The sequence below is a fragment of the Candidatus Accumulibacter contiguus genome, assembly GCF_036625285.1.
Taxonomy (GTDB): domain Bacteria; phylum Pseudomonadota; class Gammaproteobacteria; order Burkholderiales; family Rhodocyclaceae; genus Accumulibacter; species Accumulibacter contiguus.
Window position 1 is genome coordinate 3099597 of sequence record NZ_JAZKUC010000001.1, and the last position, 21116, is coordinate 3120712.

The 21116-nt window shown below is 61.8% G+C and carries 19 protein-coding genes and 1 pseudogene; 10 read left to right on the top strand and 10 right to left on the bottom strand.

The genetic code is table 11. The features are described 5' to 3' along the window. Nucleotides 1-324: 324 nt before the first annotated feature. The 7 genes from hemP (at nt 325) to V5B59_RS14910 (ending at nt 6974) form a co-directional block, all read left to right on the top strand. Complete coding sequence (gene hemP, locus V5B59_RS14880) at nt 325-510, top strand: hemin uptake protein HemP (protein WP_169068938.1); 186 nt, start codon at nt 325-327, stop codon at nt 508-510. Nucleotides 511-590: 80 nt separating this feature from the next. After that, the gene (locus tag V5B59_RS14885) at nt 591-1280 is read left to right on the top strand and encodes an energy transducer TonB (protein ID WP_332352007.1); all 690 of its coding nucleotides are present in this window, start codon (nt 591-593) and stop codon (nt 1278-1280) included. A 9-nt stretch (nt 1281-1289) separates the two neighbouring features. Beyond that, nucleotides 1290-2105 carry a MotA/TolQ/ExbB proton channel family protein gene (locus V5B59_RS14890; RefSeq protein ID WP_169068935.1) on the top strand — a complete coding sequence of 272 codons (816 nt, stop codon included), beginning with the start codon at nt 1290-1292 and terminating at the stop codon, nt 2103-2105. A 12-nt stretch (nt 2106-2117) separates the two neighbouring features. Further along, nucleotides 2118-2540: an ExbD/TolR family protein gene (locus V5B59_RS14895; RefSeq protein WP_034911585.1), complete on the top strand. Its 423-nt coding sequence runs from the start codon at nt 2118-2120 to the stop codon at nt 2538-2540. 120 nt (nt 2541-2660) lie between these two features. Further along, nucleotides 2661-4868 carry a TonB-dependent receptor gene (locus tag V5B59_RS14900; RefSeq protein WP_169068934.1) on the top strand — a complete coding sequence of 736 codons (2208 nt, stop codon included), beginning with the start codon at nt 2661-2663 and terminating at the stop codon, nt 4866-4868. Between the two features lie 11 nt (nt 4869-4879). Beyond that, nucleotides 4880-6013: a DUF1513 domain-containing protein gene (locus tag V5B59_RS14905; RefSeq protein WP_169068933.1), complete on the top strand. Its 1134-nt coding sequence runs from the start codon at nt 4880-4882 to the stop codon at nt 6011-6013. 109 nt (nt 6014-6122) lie between these two features. Beyond that, a complete protein-coding gene (locus tag V5B59_RS14910; protein WP_169068932.1) occupies nt 6123-6974 on the top strand; it encodes an amino acid ABC transporter substrate-binding protein in 852 nt (283 codons plus the stop codon). 345 nt (nt 6975-7319) lie between these two features. On the opposite strand, the gene arsC is transcribed toward V5B59_RS14910, so the two are convergent. Then, on the bottom strand, nt 7320-7673 hold the full coding sequence (gene arsC, locus V5B59_RS14915) for an arsenate reductase (glutaredoxin) (protein ID WP_169068931.1): 354 nt from the start codon (nt 7671-7673) through the stop codon (nt 7320-7322). Between the two features lie 57 nt (nt 7674-7730). After that, complete coding sequence (locus V5B59_RS14920; RefSeq protein WP_034916303.1) at nt 7731-8342, bottom strand: CBS domain-containing protein; 612 nt, start codon at nt 8340-8342, stop codon at nt 7731-7733. A gap of 409 nt (nt 8343-8751) precedes the next feature. Between V5B59_RS14920 and V5B59_RS14925 the strand changes: the two genes are divergently transcribed. After that, the gene (locus tag V5B59_RS14925) at nt 8752-9111 is read left to right on the top strand and encodes a CidA/LrgA family protein (protein WP_169068930.1); all 360 of its coding nucleotides are present in this window, start codon (nt 8752-8754) and stop codon (nt 9109-9111) included. Continuing rightward, the gene (locus tag V5B59_RS14930) at nt 9108-9833 is read left to right on the top strand and encodes an LrgB family protein (protein ID WP_169068929.1); all 726 of its coding nucleotides are present in this window, start codon (nt 9108-9110) and stop codon (nt 9831-9833) included. Before V5B59_RS14925 ends, V5B59_RS14930 begins: the two co-directional genes overlap by 4 nt. A gap of 130 nt (nt 9834-9963) precedes the next feature. Here V5B59_RS14930 and V5B59_RS14935 read toward each other — a convergent pair whose 3' ends face one another. After that, complete coding sequence (locus V5B59_RS14935; RefSeq protein WP_308240022.1) at nt 9964-10398, bottom strand: DUF4351 domain-containing protein; 435 nt, start codon at nt 10396-10398, stop codon at nt 9964-9966. 97 nt (nt 10399-10495) lie between these two features. Between V5B59_RS14935 and V5B59_RS14940 the strand changes: the two genes are divergently transcribed. Beyond that, nucleotides 10496-10831: a hypothetical protein gene (locus V5B59_RS14940; RefSeq protein ID WP_308240021.1), complete on the top strand. Its 336-nt coding sequence runs from the start codon at nt 10496-10498 to the stop codon at nt 10829-10831. A 274-nt stretch (nt 10832-11105) separates the two neighbouring features. Here V5B59_RS14940 and V5B59_RS14945 read toward each other — a convergent pair whose 3' ends face one another. From V5B59_RS14945 to V5B59_RS14975, 7 genes and pseudogenes are all read right to left on the bottom strand, one after another. Then, nucleotides 11106-11807, bottom strand: coding sequence for a M48 family metallopeptidase (locus V5B59_RS14945; RefSeq protein WP_169068928.1), 702 nt, complete (start codon nt 11805-11807; stop codon nt 11106-11108). Next, entirely contained in the window at nt 11804-15385 is a 3582-nt protein-coding gene (locus V5B59_RS14950; protein WP_169068927.1) for a type I restriction endonuclease subunit R, read from the bottom strand. The genes V5B59_RS14945 and V5B59_RS14950 overlap by 4 nt, the downstream gene beginning before the upstream one ends. Before the next feature lie 93 nt (nt 15386-15478). Continuing rightward, the gene (locus V5B59_RS14955; protein WP_332352008.1) at nt 15479-16642 is read right to left on the bottom strand and encodes a Fic family protein; all 1164 of its coding nucleotides are present in this window, start codon (nt 16640-16642) and stop codon (nt 15479-15481) included. After that, complete coding sequence (locus tag V5B59_RS14960) at nt 16639-16857, bottom strand: hypothetical protein (RefSeq protein ID WP_169068925.1); 219 nt, start codon at nt 16855-16857, stop codon at nt 16639-16641. Before V5B59_RS14960 ends, V5B59_RS14955 begins: the two co-directional genes overlap by 4 nt. Then, the gene (locus V5B59_RS14965) at nt 16857-18176 is read right to left on the bottom strand and encodes a restriction endonuclease subunit S (RefSeq protein WP_169068924.1); all 1320 of its coding nucleotides are present in this window, start codon (nt 18174-18176) and stop codon (nt 16857-16859) included. Before V5B59_RS14965 ends, V5B59_RS14960 begins: the two co-directional genes overlap by 1 nt. Then, on the bottom strand, nt 18166-20820 hold the full coding sequence (locus tag V5B59_RS14970) for a type I restriction-modification system subunit M (protein ID WP_169068923.1): 2655 nt from the start codon (nt 20818-20820) through the stop codon (nt 18166-18168). The genes V5B59_RS14965 and V5B59_RS14970 overlap by 11 nt, the downstream gene beginning before the upstream one ends. A 90-nt stretch (nt 20821-20910) precedes the next feature. Continuing rightward, nucleotides 20911-21090, bottom strand: a pseudogene (locus V5B59_RS14975) (helix-turn-helix domain-containing protein); the annotation flags it as partial. Between the last annotated feature and the right edge of the window lie 26 nt (nt 21091-21116).

The window sequence follows — 21116 nt, forward strand, 5'->3', positions numbered from 1 at the left end:
CGCCCCTAACGGTCATGACTTTTCCAGGCACCCCCGATCATGAAAGAAAGTCATGACCGTTTCCCTCTCCCCCAACCCCTCCCCCGCAAGTGGGGAGGAGAGATTCGTGAGTCGCTGACGCGACTTTCATGGTAAGCCTTTACGAAAAGCCGAAATTATATCGCTTTGGGTTCGCTACCCCGCCACGACGGGAATGCAGTGCTGGGAAGCGGGAATCCGGCGGGACGAAAATTCGCTTGACGCTCCGACCGAATTCTATAGAATGAGAATGGTTCTCATTATTACTCATAAAGTACAGCCCACGCCATGACTACGGATCCCGACATGACCCCGACCCCGCATTCGTCGCACTTGCCGACGCAGGCAACTGCGACGGCACAGCCGGATCTACCGTCGAGCCTGAACAGCGGCCAGATATTCCGCGGCCAGAAGACGGTCGAGATCACCCATGGCGAGCAGCGCTACACACTACGCCTCACCAGGGACAACAAGCTGATCCTGACCAAGTAAGCACCCTGCATCTCTGCGTAGCGATCGACCACCGCATCTTTCGCTCGTTCCCGCCAGCCACATGTCTGCGCACTGGACGAATGGAACAGAAGGTGCCGCCAAAGAAGATGAATACCATCACTCACGCCGCCAATCCATACGCCACGTACGCGCCCAGGCTGTCCCTGTGCGCCGTGACATTGATCGCTGCGATGCACGCGGGCATTCTTGTCTTGCTCACCAAGATGGATGTCGTGCCGATGCCGACCAGCGTCAGCACACTGATGGTTGATATCCTCCGCCCGGAGTTGCCCGTCGACAGGACGCCGGAACTGCCGAAGCCGACACCCGTCGAAGCAAAGCCGCGACGCCAGACAGCCCCTGTACCGCAGCAGATGCTGGCCGCGCAGACCAATTCGCCTGCCGCCTTTTCAGAAACGACGATCGTCAGGGACCCACCTCCACCCACCCTGCCAGACCTACCCGCCCCGCCAGCACCGGCCACCATCAGCCAGCCCCGCTTCGCCGCCGATTACCTCTCCAATCCCGCACCCGCCTACCCCCCCCTTTCTCGCCGCATGGGCGAAGAAGGACAGGTCGTGCTGCGGGTTCATGTCGAGACCAGCGGTCGACCGTCGCAAATTGAAGTCAGGAAATCGAGCGGCTCCCCACGTCTCGACCAGGCGGCACTGGACGCCGTCTGGCACTGGCGGTTCGTTCCGGCCAAACGGGGCGAGGAAGCCCTCGCCGCGTGGGTTCTGGTCCCCATCACATTCCACCTGAAAAACTGAAAGGTCGTCATGGAAAATCCGCTGGGCTTTGCCCACTTCCTCGCCCACACCGACATCGTCGCCCGCATCGTGCTCTGCCTGATGCTGATCGCGTCGATCGGCACCTGGTACCTGATCGCCAGCAAGGGCATCCGCGGGCTGCGCATGCGCCGCCGCAGTGCTGAATTTCTCGCCGCATTCTGGAAAGCACCCAACCTCGAAGCCGTTGCCGCCCGCATCCGCGAGAAGGGCACGACCGAACCCTTCTCGCATCTGGTACACCACGGTTTTACCGCCATCGAGCAGCACAACCGCTGCAAGAACGGTGGCGAGTGCAGCACCGCCAACCTGGTCAACGCCGGCAACCCGGAAGACCTGCTCACCCGTGCGTTGAAGCGTGCCATCGACGAAGACAAGGCGAGCCTCGAATTCGGCCAGACCTTCCTTGCCACGGTCGCATCGTCCGCGCCCTTCGTCGGCCTCTTCGGCACGGTCTGGGGCATCTACCATGCGCTGATCGCCATCGGCATGTCCGGACAGGGCACGCTCGACAAGGTCGCCGGCCCGGTCGGCGAAGCACTGATCATGACCGGCATCGGCCTTGCCGTCGCCATACCGGCCGCCGTCGCCTACAACCATTTCGCCCGCGAGAACCGCAGTACGCTGTCGCAGCTCAACTCCTTCGCCTACGACGTGTTTGCCTTCCTCGCCACAGGTGTCAAGACCTCGCCAATGCTCACCGATGCCCGCACGACGAGCGAGAAGGTGATCGCCATGGCGCGCGCACAGGGCGTCGCTGCCGGTGCAGAACGTCAGTCGGCCCACCCCGGCCTGGCCGTTCGCTGAGGAGGACGGAACATGGCCTTCGCCAGCATGGAATCCGGCGACGACGACGCGCTGCTGACCGGAATCAACATGGTGCCACTGATCGACGTGATGCTCGTCCTGCTGATCATCTTCATCGTCACTGCCCCCCTGCTCACGCATGCCGTCAAGGTCGACCTGCCGAAGGCTTCGTCCTCGGTCAACCAGACCAGGCCGGATAACGTGCAGCTCGCCATCGACGCCACCAGCCAGGTGTTCTGGAACGGCGAGCCGATCGATGCCGCCGGGCTTGCCGAACGACTGCAGGCCGTTAGCGCCATGCAGCCGCAGCCGGAAATGCACATCCGCGCCGAGCGCACGACGCCGTACGAGAAAGTTGCGCAGGTCATGTCGGAAGCCGCAAGAGTCGGCCTGTTGCGCATCGGGTTCATTACCGATCCGTCCGGAGCGCGCTGACGGAGCAGCTCATCCGAATGTTCATGACTTTCAAAAAGAAACAAGGCGACACCAATTGACTAGCCAGCCAGACGCGATGCCGTTCAGCCAGCCACAAAACCTCACCCCACGGAGATTTGTATGCCTGCTGACGCCTCTCGCCAGACCGCCCGCCCGCGCTCCTGCGCACCGACCCCTTCCCTGCCCCGCCGGCTGCCACTGGCCGCACTGATGGCCCTCTCCTTCGCTGCCGGCGCGCAAACCGCCGGTGAACAGACGATGGCACCGGTCGTCGTCACCGACACCGCCGAGCGCCAGCCCGATGGCTACCTTGCCACGCGCACGCGCGTCGGCAAGGTGGAACAGGATCCGCACAGGATTCCGCAGGCCATCACCACGGTGACCAGTGCACTGATGGAAGAACAGCAGGTCGGCTCGCTGCGCGAGGCGATGCGCAACGTCTCCGGGATCACTTTCAACGCCGCCGAGGGCGGCCGCTCGGGCGACAACATGAATCTGCGCGGCTTCTATACCTTCGGCGACATATATCTCGATGGCATCCGCGACACGGCCCAGTACAACCGCGAAACCTTCAACGACGAACAGATCGACGTACTGCGCGGCGCCGGTTCGATGCTCTTCGGCCGCGGCCAGGCCGGCGGCGTCATCAACCAGGTGAGCAAGACTCCCCTGCAGATAGACAAATACAGGCTGACCGGCAGCATCGGCACCTACGGCTACCGCGAGCTGACCGCCGACCTGAACAAGCGCTTCAGCGCCGATGTCGGCCTGCGCGTGAACCTGATGAATCGTGACGAGGGAAGCTGGCGCGAAAATCTCGCCAACGGCGACGAGCCGGAAGTGCACCGCCAGGGTGCTGCGATCAGCCTCGCGCTCAACCAGAATTCGCACAACCGCTTCTGGCTCAACCATTATTACCTGAAGACCCGCGACAACCCCGACTACGGCATCTCCTTCGACGGCGTCACGCGCCGCCCGAACGAACGCTTCCCGGCGCGGGCGTACTGGGGCACCGACAAGACCCTCGACGACAGCGACACGACGATCACGACGCTGGTCAACGAATATCTCTTCGACCCCGAATCGATGCTGCGCACGCAGGTCCGTGTTGCCGACTATCAGCGCAGCTACTGGGCGAAGACGCCGAACCTGACCCTGCCGCCGAGCGCCAACGGCGTCAACGGCGGCAACGTCACACGCTCGTCCCATTACGAGACGGTGACGCTGCAGTCCGACTACTCGACGCGCTTCAAGACCGGTGGCATGGGCCACGAATTCCTGGCCGGCATGGAATACCTGAAGGAGGACAGCTTCCGCCACGGCCTGCAGAACTTCGGTGGCACGACCAATGCCAACCCGCCGCTGTTCCATCCCTACCAGGAAGCGCTGGCCGGCACACCGACGAAATTCACCAGCGACTCCTACGCACTTTACCTGCAGGACAGCATCGAATTCATCCCGCACTGGAAGGCCACCATCGGCCTGCGCCGTGACGAGATGGATGCAAAATATTCCAGCACCACCTCGCCAAGCCTGAAGTACGGCGAATGGAGCACGCGGGCCGCGCTGTCCTGGCAGCCGCAGGAGGAAGCGAATTACTACCTCGCCTGGAGCGACTCCTTCAGTCCGACGGCCGACCTCTATCAGTTGACGGTCACGCCGATGCCGGCCGAGCGCAGTCAGGTCACCGAACTCGGCGCCAAGTGGCTGCTGCTCGGCGGCGACCTCGCGCTGCGCACGGCCCTCTACCGTGCCAACAAGGCCTGGGAACGGAATACCGATCTTGAATCCACGGCCGCCATCCTGACCAGGAAGCGCCGTACCGATGGCTTCGAAATCGAGCTCGCCGGCCGCCTGAGCGAGCGCTGGGAAGTCTTCTCCGGCCTTGCGTTGATGAACGCCACGATTCTCGAAACCGCGATCAACGTGAACGCCGCGACCGGCACCGTCACCCAGGGCGACCCACGTCTCGTCGGCGAGCGCGCGCGCAATGCACCGGTCTATACCTTCAACCTGTGGTCAACCTACATGCTGACCGGCCACTGGAAGATCGGCGGCGGCATCGAGGCCAAGGGCAGGCGCTTCGCTTATCAGCCGCAACAGGCGGTCAGCGGCGCTTTCGTCAACGGACAGTTCACCCCGAACACGGCAGAAGCCTATCAGCGCTGGGATGCCATGGTCGCCTATGAAGAGAAGCACTGGGCCGTGCGCCTGAACATCAAGAATGTATTCGACAGGCTCTACTACGACTCGATCTACGACAACGGCGGCTTCACGGTACCGGGTACGCGACGTGCCGCAATCCTCACTGGCGAGCTGAAGTTCTGAGGAAGGAAGGCATGACGACGAATCGCCGGCAGTTCATTGCCGCTGTTGCTGCCGGCGTCGCCGGCAGTGCTCTTCCGGGTATTGTCTTGGCCACGACTCCCCGGCAGGCCGTCGTGGCCGCCGCCTGGCGCGGTCCGAACCAGGGCGATCCCTACTTCGCCGGCGCCCTGGTCGCCGACTGGGAAACCCGCAAGCTCGACATCCGCCACGCCGTGCCACTGCCATCGCGACCACACGGCCTCCTGCCGGAGGCCGATGGCGGCATGCTGGTCGTGGCGGCGCGCCCCGGCGCCTGGCTGATGCGGTGCGACGCGCAGGGCAAGGTGCAGCAGCAGGTATCGCTGGAGGAATCGTCGGCGCTGCGTTTCTGCGGCCACGCCGTCGTCGCCGCCAACGGCGAGGTGCTGCTGACCACCGAAACGGAGTACGGCAAGGGACGTGGCCGCATCGGCGTGCGCGACCGGCGAACGCTGCAGAAGCTCGACGAATGGGATACGCACGGCATCGATCCGCACCAGCTCGCGCTCGACGCCGCTGGCCAGTTGATCGTCGCCAACGGCGGCGTGCCGAGAACGCTGGCCGACAAGAAGCATGATCTGCAGCGCATGGAGTCCTCGCTCGTCCGCCTGGACACCACCAGCGGCAAGCTATTGCGCCAGTGGCGATTGGACGACCCGCGCCTCAGCCTGCGGCATATCGCGTGGAGCCACTCGCCGGTCGACGATGAGGCCTATCTCGGCATCGCCATCCAGGCCGAGCATGAGCGCAGCGAGGAGCGCGCACAGGCCCCCATCCTCGCCGTCCTCGACGGCGACCGCCTGTTCGTGCCGACCCGGGCCAACGACGGCATCGGCTACGCCGGCGACATTGCTGCCGCCTGGGACGGCGGCTTCGTATTGTCGAGCAACCAGATCGGCCTCGCCCACCTCTGGCACCCTGCTGCTGGCGAACGCATGACGCCGCTGGTCAGGATGAAGGAGGCTTACGCCCTGACTTCATGGCGGGGCGCCGGATCGTCCGGCGGCGTCCTCGTCGCAACGGGCCTGGGACTGGTGCGCAGTCACCCGCAGCTCAAACCCGTTGCCCTGCCATGGCCGCAGCCGATGGCGCTGGACAATCACTGGAGTCTGATCAGCGAGACCTGATCGTCGCTTTGCTGAACGCGCAGGACCGATCAGATTCGGCTCGCCTTAACGCAAGCGGACCGACTCGCGCTACACTTACTTCCGTTCCCACCCCAAGGAGAAAACCACCATGCGCAAGCTGATCGTTGCCATCCTTGCCGCGAGCCTGGCCATTGCCTTGCCCGCGGCTGCCGCCGAACCCACCCTGGCGAAAATCAAGCAAAGCGGCGTCCTCAAGCTCGGCTACCGCGAGAACTCCATGCCGTTCTCGTTCATTGCCGGCGACAGCAAGCCGCGCGGCTACAGCATCGATTTGTGCGAGATCGTTACCAAAGACGTGGCCAAACAGCTGAACATGCCGAATCTCCAGGTGCGCTGGGTGCCGGTCACGGCGCAGAGCCGTTTCGAGTCGCTGAAAAGCGGCAAGATCGATCTGGAGTGCGGCAACACCACACAGACCCTGTCGCGCCGTGCCGACTTCGACTTCAGCGTGATGACCTACGTCGATGGCGCCAGCCTGCTCTTCCTGAAGGGCGAGAAACCGAAGTCCCTGGTAGAGATCAACGGCCAGCGCGTCGCCGTCGTTGCGGGCACGACGACCGAAAAGGTCTTCGACGCACTGGTAGCGATGGAGAAAATCGGTATCCGCCTGCTCAAGGTCGCCGACCACGATGCCGCCCTGAAGGCGCTGCAGGACAGAACCGCCACGGCCTATGCGGCGGATCGCACCGTGCTGGTGACGATCGCCGTCGTGAAGGGCGAAGAGCGTTCCTACGAGGTCTCGGAGACCCAGTTCACCTACGAGCCCTACGGCCTGATGATGCGCCGTGATGCTGAATTCCGGCTGCTTGTCGATCGTTCCTTGTCACGCCTCTATCGCAGCGGCGATATCGGGCAGATCCTGCAGCGCTGGTTCGAGCCGCTGGGCGAACCCGGCGAGGTGCTGCAGGCGATGTTCATGCTCAACAGCCTGCCGGACTGAAGGATTTTCAGGCGGGCGGCAGGGCGGCGTCCAGCTGGCGTTGCAGGGGAAACCGGGGGTCAGACCAGGAAACCGGGGGTCAGACCACGCAGCACGGAAAGGCCCTATGTTTGCCCGTCCGGCGGCGTCCTCGTCGCAACGGCCCTGGGACTGGCGCGCAGTCACCCGCGGCTCAAACCCGTTGCCCTGCCATGGCCGCAGCCGATGGCCCTGGACAATCACTGGAGTCTGATCAGCGAGACCTGATCGTCGCTTTGCTGAACGCGCAGGACCGATCAGATTCGGCTCGCCGACCATGTCGAACTTCGCCGCGAATGGCCTTTGCGGAAGAATCCCGAGCGCTTGCTACAGCAGCTCGAGCACCTTCTCCGGCGGTCGACCGAGCACCGCCCGGTCACCGCGCACGACGATCGGACGCTCGATCAGGATCGGGTGCGTTAGCAGCGCCTGCAGCCATTCGTCGTCGCTCAGGGAGCGTCCGGCGTAATGCTCCTTGAACACCGCTTCACCGCGACGCACAAGTTCCGATGGCCGCATGCCGAGTTTTCGCAGGAGTTCGCGCAGTTCTTCGTGGCTCGGCGGCGTCTTCAGGTAGTCGACGATCTCGGCATCGACACCCTTTTCGGCAATCAGCTGGCACGCTGCGCGACTCTTCGAACAGCGGTTGTTGTGGTAGATGCGGACGGACGCATGGCTCATCTGCTTTCCTCAGGCAAAGGACGATCGCGAATGGTAACGCCGCAGGCAGGCAGCCTCCTAGCGCCACAGGCTCAGCGGCGGATCGGTGATGATCGCACGCAGGATGTCGCTGCGCGACACGAAACCGACCAGCGCCTGCGTTTCATTGACGATCGGCACGCCATCGACCTGGTGTTCGAGCATCACCCAGGCGATCCGCCGGATGTCGGTGATCGGGTCGGCGCTGACCACGGGCGTCGTCATCACGTCGCTCACCTTCCTCGCCAGCACATCGCGCACGCGCCCGTCTTCGACGTTGACCACGGTCAGCAGGTCGCGCTCACTGACGATGCCCACCAGCCGATGAGTCGGGTCGAGCACCGGCGCCTGGTGGATGCGGCGTTCGAGCAGTATCCGCCAGGCCCGCTCGACGGGATCGCTGCTGGTCACCGAGACGATCTGCCGTTGCATGATCTGATAGGCATGGTACAGCGGACCCCGCTCAGGGTCGCTGCGCAGCATTTCCCGGTAAGCGCTCACGGCCTGCGCCGCGGGAGCGTTGAAGACGGGTGCCGGCTCGCCCTCGGCAATGGGTCGGACAGCGGAGCCCCGATGAATTCCGGCGACATCCTTGAGGCCTTCGAACGTACCCTGGAAAATTGGACCACTCAAGCCATAGACCGCAAACACGTTCTTCTCCTCGTCCGGCGCAACGGCGCTGCAACAGCGATCACCGTCCATTATAGCGGCTCGCGTACGCCAGACGTGCCGGCCGCCGCGAGCAGCAGCAATTCCAGAATTAAAACCATTATGATATAAATGTTTTTATGGATCTGCCCTGCTCGACTACTTGCGTCTTTTGGACGGAAGAAATGGCGGGGAAAGCGCAGCAGAGGGGAGTGCTCCAGACGTCGATTTGAACCCCATATAGTATTTTTTAATCAATATGTTAGTGCTTAGCATATCCACTTGAGGAACACCACCCTACAGCCGTCAAGCAACGGCCCGAGCGCTTGCTACGTCGCCACCCCCCTCGCCAATTCCTCTATACTCGACAGCCCCATAGCCCTCCATTTCGGCCACCCCGACCGGACCAAACATGATCGGCGCCATCACCCTGCTCCTCGTTTTCCAGCTTCTCGGCGAGGTCATCGCCCGCGGCCTGGCCTTGCCCATCCCGGGGCCGGTGATCGGCATGGCCCTGCTTTTCGCCGCGCTCGCCGTGCGAGGCGGTCCCGCGACCGACCTGCGCAAGACCGCGCAGGACATGTTGCAGCATCTCTCCCTGCTGTTCATTCCCGCCGGTACCGGCGTCATGCTGCACTTCCAGCGGATGTCCGACGAATGGCTGCCGCTGCTCATCTCCCTGGTCGCCAGCACGCTGATCACCATCGCCGTGACAGCCCTGGTGTTGCGCTTCCTGAGTCGCCGCCGCGACCTCCCGCAGGAGACACCATGACGCCACGCATCAGTGAAGTCTGGGTATATCTTGCGGCGTCGCCGCTGCTTGGCCTGACGCTGACCTTGCTCGCCTACCAGGGCGCCACCTGGGTGCACAAGCGTTGCCGCGGGCATCCACTGGCCAACCCGGTCCTGCTCGCGGTCGCGACGCTGGTCGCCTTGCTGTCGCTGACCGACACGTCCTACCGCACCTACTTCGACGGCGCGCAGTTCGTACACTTTCTGCTCGGGCCGGCCACCGTGGCGCTGGCCATTCCGCTCTACGCCCAGTTTGGGCGCCTGAAGCGTCTGGCGCTACCCTTGCTGGTCGCGCTGCTGGTCGGCTCCCTGAGCGCCGCCCTGTCTGCCGTCGCCATCGGCAGCCTGTTTGGCGCCAGCCGGGTGACACTGCTCTCGCTGGCTCCGAAGTCGGTGACCACACCGATTGCCATGGGCGTCGCCGAGCGCATCGGCGGCCTGCCGTCGCTTACCGCGGTACTGGTGATCATCACGGGAATCGTCGGCGCCATCGGCGCGCGCTACGTCTATCGCGCCCTGCATATCGAAGATGACGCCGTGCGCGGTTTCGCCATGGGAATCGCTGCACACGGCATCGGTACCGCGCGCGCTTTTCAGGAAAATGAGCAGACGGGGGCCTTTGCCGCGCTGGCGATGGGTCTCAATGGTCTGATGACGGCGCTGCTGCTGCCGCTGGTAACCCCGTGGTTGCTGAGTTGGTAACAGCGCCAGGCGACGGCAAGCCGACCTGAAGGTGACTATTTTTCCCGGCCTGCCGCCGCTGGTCGCCATCGAAGCAGGAACTTACCCCATCGGCAACGACGAAGGCAGCGACCCGGACAAGGCGCCGGCTTCAGTGTGCGGTCGGCCCGAAGACGTCGTCGATCCGACCCGCTTCGATGGCTTGGTCGAACCAGCCTTCGATTTCTGACAGCGACGCGGCCGCAATCCGGGCGCTGATCTCCGACGGGATGGCGCCGAACCGTTTGCGCAGCAGGCGCTGAAGTGCCAAGGCCTCACCTTGCTGCAGGCCTTGCTCGCGGCCCTGCTCGCGGCCTTTCTCGATACCGATTCGTTCAACCGACGACACGTAGCGCATTTGTTCTTGCTCCTCAAGCAGGTCGATATTCTGCCACAGCTCCTGCGCAAGATGTTCGGGCAGCCGCATCATCCAGTCAAGGACGACAAACAGGTCAATGATGCGCTGTTTTTCCCAGCGTCGCTGGTAGAGCAACTGGATCCGCTTCCACTTGGCGGCAAAGCGAGCTGCCATGTCCTGGCGCGTCATGGGCCAGAGTCACCAGCGCGAAGGGATTCGGTTCCGCTTGCAGTTCAGCTTCGCGGCCCGTCAAGTTCAATAGCTTGGTGGTTGGAAACTTCAGCATATGTTCGCAACCGAGCACCTCGAAGCCAAACGAACTCGGGTGCCAGCCTTCGGATTGGTCGGCGAGCAAGGCCATGCTGGCGACTGGGCGGTGGTAGCGGTCAAACAGGCGGTAGTTGTAAACGAACATCCGTTCGGCGAATTCCGCCTGCGGGCTGCCCTGCACTTTGATGTGGAGGTAGATCCAGTCTTCTGTTCCCGACAGACGGGTGACGCGGACCAGTTTGTCGACCAGGCGCTTACCGAGTTCAGCGTCCTGCACCACGGCGCGGAGTTCCTGATCAAGGAATTCGTGGCCCGCAAACCAGTCGATGCGGGATACGCGGCCGGGAAATAGAAGGCCATGAATTCAGGAAAGTAGTGCTCGACGGCTTCTTTCCATGGGCTGTCGCAATCGTCGCTGACTTGTAGGTTGGGCTGAGCCTGCGAAGCCCAACCGCCCAAGGGCGCAGCCAAAGACGTGCTGTTTGTTGGGCTTCGTTCCTCAGCCCAACCTATCGAAGCCGCGGCGAAGGGGCCAATGAGCAATAGAGCGTAGTCCTGCGGAGCATTACCAGCCAACAAACCACGGGGCACCACCAATGCTTAGGCCAGTCTTCATATCGACCAGATTACACCCGGTCATACTCTCTCGTAGTCTCCAGAAGTTTCGCCTTTCGGTCTGCGTAATCAGGCATCAGCCCTTCCAGCCGGCGCCAGTAATCGTCGTTGTGATGTGGCTCCACGAGGTGGACCAGCTCATGGGTGATCACGTAGTCGATCAGTCGGATTGGAAACTGGAGGAGGCGCCAATTGAAATTCAGTCGGCCGGCTGCGCTACAGGAGCCCCAGCGGTTGCCCAGGTCGAGAATCTCGACTGTGCTCGGCACAAGTCCATACCGGTCAGACAGCAACTTCACCCGTTCCTTGATCCAGTGCCCGCCCGTCGCCTGAAACCACTCCCTGATCCGTGCCTCGGCGTCGGTCTTATCCGACAGTCTCAGTTCCAGCCATCCTGTCCTGCAATGTACCGCCCCCTCCTGGTCTGTAACGAAACGAACACGGTAACTACGGCCAAGGTAGAAAACGGCGTCGCCGCTCATATACCCTGCTGGGCGAGGGATCGGCCGGGATGCCTCCTTAATGGCAAGCTTCTGATACACCCAGAGCTGGCGACTCTTCGCCCATTTTTCCAGTTGCTCACGAGGCGTGGCCTCCGGAGCGTAGAGTTTCAGCTCGCCGGATCGATCAACTGTCAGCCCTAGGGTTTTGCGCCGGCTGCTGCGCTGAACCTCGAATAGCAGATCACCAACCGAGAGCGTTTCCGCGCTCATCCCGCCAGTACCTCATGATTGTGTTTCGCCAGCGCCACCAACTGGAAGGCGAGATCCCGGGCAGCTTGGGCTTGCAGTCCGCCCGTGGTCATCAACTGGCGCACCAGATGTTTGGTCAGCATGTCGCGGGCGTGAGCATTCTTCCAGAATCCGACACGTTTGATCTCCTGCCGGATATGGTCGACGAGGTCGACGGTCATGCCAACCAGTTGTTGCTCCCGTGTCGTGTCGGACGCCGCATTCTTGGATGCCACTTCCAGAACCAGCCGTACAAACGGAACCTGGACATCCGGATCGAGCCCTGGGAAATCGTTGCGGTCGCCTTCCTTCAGCTCCTTGATGAACTGCTTCAGCGCCTGCTCCAGCGCCTCCCAGTTGTCCTTGAATGATTTGAGAATATCCTCCAGCTTCTCGCTCATCTTCTTGGCGTAGGCAGGGTTCTGGAGTTCAAAGCTGACGATATGGTAGCGCGCTGCGTGCTGCATTTCGGCCGCCCGGGTCTTCGACGATTTCTGACCTGCCACCACCTTCTCGAAGTCCGTATCGGTAATCGTGATCGGTGGAATCTTGGGATCTACGCCCCTGGCTGCGACGTGTTTGTCGATCAATGCGCGCACACGTTCCGGCACGCCGAGCAAATTCAGCGTCGAGTCTCGATAGAGATTGGCGGCGACCTTGTTGATGAAGCCCAGCAACTTGGCATCGCGGAACATTTCCGGCGTTACCTCCGGACGGTGTTCGAGGATGCTCAGCGTTTCGTAGAAGAGACGCAGCTTGTTGATGAAGTCGGCACGAATTTTCAGGTCGGCGAGCAAATCGACCGCAGCCTGGACACCTTCGAGCAAGTCCGTAATTCCCCGGTCCGAGAACACCGCCATCACCCGGGCGTGGCGGTCGCGTAGCTTCGGCAGTTCGTTGTTGATGTCGAGGCCGATGCCCTTGAGATCATCGGCGTCGTAATCGCCCAAGGCATCATTCAGATGACGGGCCACGCCGATGTAATCCACCACATAGCCGCGCGGCTTACGGCCACTGGTACGGTTCACGCGAGCAATGGCCTGCAGCAAGTCATGCGCAATGATTCTGCGGTCGAGATACATCACCTGCTCGACCGGAGCATCAAAGCCCGTCAGCAGCATATTGGTAACGATCAGGAGGCCCAAGGGGTCGGTCTTGTCCGACTTGGCCGGCGCCAGGCGTCGCTTGAAGCGCTCGACCAGTCCTTCCTGTTTTTCCTTGTCCGTCCACTTCTTCCACGATTCGGGGTCGTTGTGGTTGCCGGACATGACTACGGCGAATTCGAGTGCTCGAATCAGGTCAAGCTTCGGATGCGCGTCGATCAAGAATCGCGTTTCGGCATCCAGCTTGGCCTGGTCATCTTCGGACAGGGCAAGAATGGCCGTTGACAAGGCTTCCAGCTGTGCCACGAGAGCGCCCTTGGCTGCCGCGAGCTTCTCGTAATAGATCACCGCTGCATTGCGGCTGGTGGCGACTACCTGGCCCTTGTACCCCTCCGGCAACACCACGCTCACGTAGTGCCGAAGCATGTCCGCCGCCTTCTTCTCGATCAGCAGTGGTGCCTCAAGCACGTCCCCCTGAGTGGCGTACTTGGCCTTGATGATGGCGAGTTCGGTATCGGTGTATCCACGGAACAAGTCCTCGAACACCTGATCGAGACTGGTCGCGTCTTTCACCATGCCATCGGCGGTGCGGCCCTCGTAGAGAATGGGCACGGTGGCGCCGTCCATCTCTGCGTCCTGTAGCAGATATCGGTCGATGTAGTCGCCGAAGATTTTCCGCGTCTCCGTCTTTTCCTTGGACAGAATGGGCGTGCCGGTAAAGCCGATGATGGCGGCGTTCGGCAATGCCTTGTGCAAATTCCGATGCAGCGTCCGGGTATGGGAACGGTGCGCCTCATCGACCAGCACCAGGATGTTCTCGGAGTCGTTCAGCTCCGGGAACCGTTCGAACTGGATGGTTTCCTCGAAGGTGACCTGTTTGATTTCCTCGACACGTTTGGGAACCTTGTTCACTCCCTGCTCGGCGACGCGGATTTCCTTACGGGCGATGGTCAATTTGATCTTGTCTGCCTCGCGCCGCGCCACTTGATCCTGATATTTCTGGATCATGGCGAACACGATGTCCGGGGATTTCTCGGCCAGAATCCGCTGCGTTGCGGCGGTCGCCGATTCCCTGCGTTGCTTGTCACTTTCGGACGGGCGCACAGTCTCGCCGGTAAGCGAGGCTGTTTCGCGTAGCTGCTTCTCCAGGTCGCTGCGATCCGTGACCACAACGATCTTGAACTTTCTGAGATCGCCCAGCGTGCGCATCTTGCGCACCAGGAACACCATTGTCAGGCTCTTGCCCGAGCCTTGTGTATGCCAGACGATGCCGCCACGTTCGTCCCGCTCCGCGCCTGCTTTCCGACTGCGGCCGGTTTTCAGGCGCTCGATGGCCTTGTGAACGGCGCGGAACTGCTGGTAGCGTGCCACCACCTTGCGCGTCTTGCCTTCACCCGATTGGTACAAAGTGAAATTGCGCATCACGTCCAATAGATGATCAGGGCGCAACATGCCAGCAACCAGAATCTGCTGGCTCGCCAGTCCCTTGCCGGTGGCGGAAGGTACTGCCGATTGCGCGGTATCAGACGATACCTCGATGGCCTTCTGCCGATAGAACAACGGCGTCCCTGCCCGATCCGCCTGCTCCGGCCCCAGCGCACGCAGTTCAGCGGACGCCACCTCTTCGGCTTCGGCAATGTCCTGTGTGCGCGGAATCAGCCCGACTTCCTCGCCTACCTGCGACATCGGCAGCGGGCTGGTGTCCGCCCATTCCAGATAGACCTCGGGCGGTGCACCGATAGTGGCTGCACGGGCCTCGAAGAAATTGCTGGCGATCAGCAATTGGTTGGAATGGAACAGCCGCTCGGTCCCTTCATCTTCGGTGTACTGCTCAGGGTAGAGTTCCTTGCGCTGATTGGTGTAGCGGAGCAACTGGTTGATCGCCTGAGCAATGGGTGCCTCGATGCCGGGGCTCTTGAATTCCGCCACTACCAACGGAATGCCGTTCACGAACAGGACTGCATCGGGAATGATGTGTCCCCGCCCGCTGGTCAGTTGCACCTTGAACTGGTTGATCACCAGAAAATCGTTGTTCTTCCAGTCATCGAAGTCGATATAGCGCAGCGGTTGCTGGCGGCCGGCGTCCCATCCGGGCAAACCATCGGTCACCGTACCCTTGAGCAGCAGCTCGGTGAGCTGCCGGTTGGCCTCCATCAGGCGCAAGCCGGCGGTCAGCTCCAGTTGGTGAATCACACGCTCGATGCGCGCTTCATCCAGCCAGGGCTGCGCTCCGTTTACTCCGTCCGGGCCAAGGTTGATCTTGTGCAGCGCCTTGGTCAGCCGATCCTTCAGCAGCACCTCACGGAAATTTGCTCGCTCGGTGAGTTCGGGGACATCGGTGTCACCGGTCAGCCACTCCCAGCCCATCTTTTCGAGTTGCTGGCAGAAGGGCTGCTCGACCAGCAGTCCCTCCCATTCGATCTTGCACCCCACGTACGGAGCAACCGAATCGCTCATGTCGCCTCCCCAAAGTCCCTTATCCGCGTCCGCAGGCTTGTGTTATTTCTTGGTGGATACGTCAACAACCATTTGATTTAGCTTTGCACTCGGTCATTTTTTGCTGGTTTTGCTTGTGTTAACGCTTGCGCTAAACGCAATAGCCTCACGTAACAGGCTGTGCCACTTGGAGCTCAGCACATACGCTCGAACGCGCTGAACTCCGGCCCTGGCCGGCTCCACGAATCCCTCACCGCGCCAGCGGTCCAGCCATTCCCGTCCGGTGTTGGCGGAAATACCGAACCACTCGACCATGTCGGAGGGGGTGAACGCGAGGCCTTCCGAACCGGTTTCCAAACCACGCATCAGCAGGCGCGTCAGGAGTTGTTGCTGCACCCGGCGTAGCGATTCCCAAGGCGGCGCCCGACGGCGATGGGGCGCATAAAGGTCGACGGCCTGACGGCGCAGATCGTCCGCCGCACGCGCCATCGTGGCCAGGAAAAACTCCAGCCACTGGCCGTGGTCCGGGTCATGGCGCCCGTCGTAGAAATTCACCGGCAGACCCATCTGAAGATGGTCGTAATAGGCGCCGAGGTCTGCCGTGTAGTGTTCCTCCAGCGACAGGAAGCCGCGCATCTCGTAGCCGCTGCGCCACAACTCGGCCGTCGCCAGGGCACGGGCCGTGCGACCGTTCCCGTCGCCGAAGGGATGGATGCTGACGAAACGGTGCGCCAGCAGGCCGGCGCGCACCGGGCCAGGCAGCGCAGCCGCCGCTTCGCCTTGCCACCAGGCCACCAGTTCCCGCATCAATACCGGCACGTCGGCGGGCGTCGGCGGAGCGTAGTCGATGCGGCGGGTAGCCAAATCCACCACCGGACATTCCTCCCTGCGATAGTCGCTGCGCAGGCCCCGCCGGCCCATGCCGCGCACCAGGATGATGCTATGCAACTCGCGGATGAATTCCTCGGACGGGTGCCGATTGGCCTCCAACTGCTCCTCGATCCACTCCAGCGCGCGCCAGTAGTTGCGCACCTCCTGCTGCATTTCGGTCTGACTCTTGCCCACCGCCATCACCGCCTGCCCCACTTGCTCCGAGTTCAGGGTGTTGCCTTCGATGCGCGTGGAATGGCGCGTCGCCCGCTGCCGGGCCGCCTGCTTCAGGCGCAGCTCCTGATCCGGCGGCAGGGGCAGCACATCCACCACGGCGCGAGCGGACTCGATGAGGCCGAGGTTGCGCACCATCGCATGGGAATAGGCGAAGCGAGGTGAGAAGCTCATCGCTCGGGCTTTTCCTTCAGCGGCTGCAATGCCGAGCGGGCGACGATCCAGGCGTCCGGCGCGTGAGGAAACCCGGCGATTTGCTCCAGCGCGGCGCGCAGGTGCGCGTTTTCCGCTTCGAGTTCGGCGATGCGCTCGGGCAGAGTCTGTTCGCGCCTGCCGTCGTCGGGGTGGTTGGACGGGAAATCAGCGAGGAGTTTGTGCAGAGGGGGCATCAGGCCACCTCCAGGCCGGCTGGTACGCGGACGCGGCCGCTGAGCAGATCGGCCATCAGGCCGGATTTTAAAAGATGCAACTTTGTCAGTTCGTTCTCAATCGCGTCCTGCTCGCGGTCACACAATTCGATGGCGCTTGCGATGCGCTGCTGTTCATCGAACGGTGGCCAGCTCGTAACGAACTCGGCCAACTCTTCTCTGTTGATCTTGGGAAATCCGCTACGCATTGAAACGGCGGAAGCGAATCTTGAGAATGGCTCGCCCAAGATAACTGCAAGTAGGAATCGCGGATGGACTCCGTCATTGGGGCGAAGGGGATACATATCGGCACTGCATAGACCCTCACCAGAGGCCAGAACAGCTTTCCGAAGATACGGGCGAATCTTGCTGTAGATGACGTCGCCAGGGCCAAACACATACTTTCCGGATATGGCACCTTGCTCAGCCGCAGTGACACTCGCAAGCAGCCGCCCCGTCACTGATTCGACGTGGTCTGGCGCAACGAGGATCCAATCGCAATACGGCGCGAGTCGAGGATCAACTTGGCCCTGCGGAAGCGCGATACGACTGACGAGCGTCTCGATTGTCCAGCCGCATGGAATCAACCCAAGAGGGGAGTTCTGGAACTGTTCGGGATGCGCGATGGGATCGCGAATTTCGCCGTTGTCATTGATTCCTCTTATCAGCAGGTCATGCAGCAATCCCGCCCGCACCTGCTTGAGCTTGGCGATCAGCGCTTCGGCTTGCTCGATGGCGGTATCAATCTCCCTCAAGGCTCGACCAATCTGTCGCTGCTCGTTCAGAGGGGGAAGCCAGACAGGGGCGCTGCTGATGGCGCCAACTGATAGCCCATATCGAGTGAGGCCGTTCGCCATCCGCGCAAAGTATCCGGCCAGCCGAGAATGCCCAATCTGCTTGCTCAGATAGTCGGAATCAACAGCATCCTGATCAGGGCGCAGCAATGCGAGGTGATAGCCGCAAACCAAGTCGTCGGTCGCGTAGTCCACCCGTGCTGGAGTCCCGATATCGTAGGGAGTCTCGGAATCCTTGGTGATGATCACATCGCCGACCTGAAGGTGGAACCTGTCGATCTCGGGCTGCGATGCGGTGGCTTCCATGAACTCGATGGCTTCGGTGATATAATCGTTGTTGTAGACGTCAACGTAATTGCACAGTCGTACCGCCTGTTCTCCGGACTTGGTGAGCTTGTCGACATTACTGAATTTCGTGTCTGCCACGGCACGCAGCGGCACCTCCCTCCAGCCGACGGGCAGTTCTACAGGTGAGGGTGAATCCATCGGCAAGGCTTCAGAGCACATAGCCCAATCCTTGAAGCAACTGACCGACGCTGCCCCGCAGCGCTTGCTGCGTTCGCTGCATCTGATGCAACGTGACGCTGTACTTGTCCCAAAGTCGTTCGATGCAAGAAATCAATACCTGCCGTCTTCTCGCAATGGCTCCATCCAGTGCTGCTTGTACCCGCTCTTCCAAGAGTCGCAGCACCATCGTGGCAGTTTGCTCACCACTCATGTCGTTGCACCGCTTGGTGAGCGTATCGAGGAATTGATTTAGCAGTTCCCGATAGCGAGCACGGGTAGCGGCCAGATCGGCTGTGATGGTTTCATAGGGTTCGAGTTCCGCTTGCAGCGCCGCGATCTGCTCGAGCGTCGGCGCGAGCTGAGCTTTGATGCCCGCGTGCTCGGCGGCGAACGCCGTATTGCCGGCGTACTTCTTCATGCCGAGCTTCTTTTCCAGTTCCTTGAAGCGCTTCAGGTCTTCACGGATGCTGTCCTTGAGTTCCTTGATGCGGCGTTCCAGGTTCCTGGCGTAGTTCCAGCCCTCGGCCTCCTCCTCGTCCTCGGGCGGGTTCTCGGCTTCCCATGCCTCCTTCTCGGCCCGCAGGCGGGTGATCTCCTGGCGCTCGGCCTCGATGCGCGCCAGGTAATCCTGCATGGTGCTCAGCACCAGCGGATGGGTGAACGGGTCGAAGATCGGACCACTGCTTTCGTCGTCCTCCAGCGCATCGGCGATGGCATCCAGCCAGCCCTCGATGACGCCGGCGAAGCCACGCTCCATCAGCGTCTTGAGGTCGGGCAGGCTGTCGCTCCACCAGCCGGCCACCACGCCGGCAAGCTGGAAGCGATCCAGCGCGCCAATCGGCGACAGTGCAACGCCAAAGGTTTCCAGGAACTCGCTGCGCACCCCATTGAGGTCACGGCGATTGGGCAGATCAGCCAGCTGGTGGCTGTGGGTAGCCCACCAATCGTCGCAGGCCGCGAATATCTGTTCGCGCCGGTCGCGGATGCCGGTGTCGGCCTCGATTAACCGGCGGATGTCGGCACGGCTATCCAGTATGTCGGCAAAATCCGCATAGCTTGTTTGGGCCGCGAGATAATGCGCCGATGGTTCGCGAACACCCGGCGCGCTGTGCGCACTGCTGGCAGATGGCCCGTTGCGAAACGTGAATAGATGCTCCGGGTTCAGCCCGACCGCCTCGAATAGCGAACGCTTGGCTTCGATTTCCGCAACCGGGATACCACCTTGCAGGTGCGCCCTGACGTCGTGGGGCTCCGGTGGCGGGGCGTTGTCCACGTAGCGGCGGATGTTGAGGTTGTAGTCGTTGTCGGCGAGTTCCTGCACGCTCACGGCACGGGCATAGGCGGGCACATTCTCGAAGCGCTCGAAGGTGGAGACGATCTTTTCCACGTGTTCGGGCTTGAGGTAGTTCTGGGCGCGCCCGGCGTGATATTCGGCGTCGGCATTGATGAACAACACCTGCCCGCGCCGGCCGGCCGGCTTTCGGTTGGACTCCGGGCGCAGCACCAGGATGCCGGCGGGGATGGTGGCGCCGTAGAAAAGGTTCTGCGGTAGCCCGATGACGGCCTCGACCAAGTCCTGCTCGATCCACTTCTGGCGAATCTTTCTTTCCTCGCCGCCCCGGAACAGCACCCCGTGGGGCATGACGGTGGCGACCATGCCGGTCGGCTTGCACACTGCCAGCATGTGCTGGGCGAACATCAGGTCGCCCTTCTTGCCGGTCGTCGGACACCACCCCCAGCGGAAGCGCTCGGGGAATTCCATGTTGGTGCGAGAATAGTTCTGGCTGAATGGCGGATTGGCGATCACCCGGTCGAAGCGCTCCAGTTCGCCGGCCTCACGGTGCAGGGGGTGCAGCAGGGTGTCTTCGCGCTCGATATGGGCGTCGGGGATGCCATGCAGAATCATGTTGAGCTTGCAGATGGTCCACGCGGACACGTCGAGCACCTGCCCGGCGAGGCGCATATCGGCACTGTTGCCACCGCACTGTTCCACGTACTCCTTGGACAGGATGAGCATGCCGCCCGACCCGCAGGTCGGGTCATATACGCTCATGCCTTGTCCCGGCTTGAGCAGTCGCACCATCAGACGTACCACGTCGCGCGGCGTGTAGAAATCCCCACCTTTCTTGCCCGCCGATTCGGCGAACATGTTGATCAGGAATTCGTAGGCGGCACCGAGCAGATCGGAGAACTGGAAGTCGCCATTGCGGAAGCGGTAACGGTTGAAGTGTCGCGCAAGTGCCCGGCAGTCTTCGTCGTTGATGACGCGCTTGTTGCCGACCTGCTTCATGAAATCGATATGGTCGAGCACACCTTCCAGCGGACCGTTGTGTTCACCAAGCTTGGTCAGCGCAGTGTTGAGCAGTGTCGCGTAACGGTCGGCATTGAGGTTGTCGATCAGATATTGCCAGCGTGATTCCGATGGGACGAAGAAGCTGTCGTAGAACATCGGGTCGTAGGCAAACGCCTCGCCGTGGTCGGCGACGACTTTCTCCCGCTCGGCCTCAAAGACGTCCGAGCAGCGCTTGAGGAACAGCATGCCGAAGATGAAGTCCTTGTATTCCGACGCATCCATCTTGCTGCGCAGAATGTCTGCAGCAGCGTAGAGATGCCGTTCAAGTTTGGCGAGTGATAACCGTGCCATTCAATCGTCCTGTCGGACCGCAGATTTCACGGTCGCATTTTTTGTTTTCCTGACCGCGTCCTTTTGGGGTTTCATCGCCGGTCGCTTGTCGTTGTCGTCCTGCGCACCACCACCGCGCACCCAGTCATCCACCTCAGACAACTTGAACTTCCAAAGCCGGCCAATCTTGTGGGCTGGAAGCCCTTTGGCGTCAATCCATCGATAAATGGAATCCCGGACTACGCCGAGATGCTCGGCGACCTGCTCAACAGACACCCAATGCTCGTTCATCGGCAGTTCCCGCACCAATTGCCTTA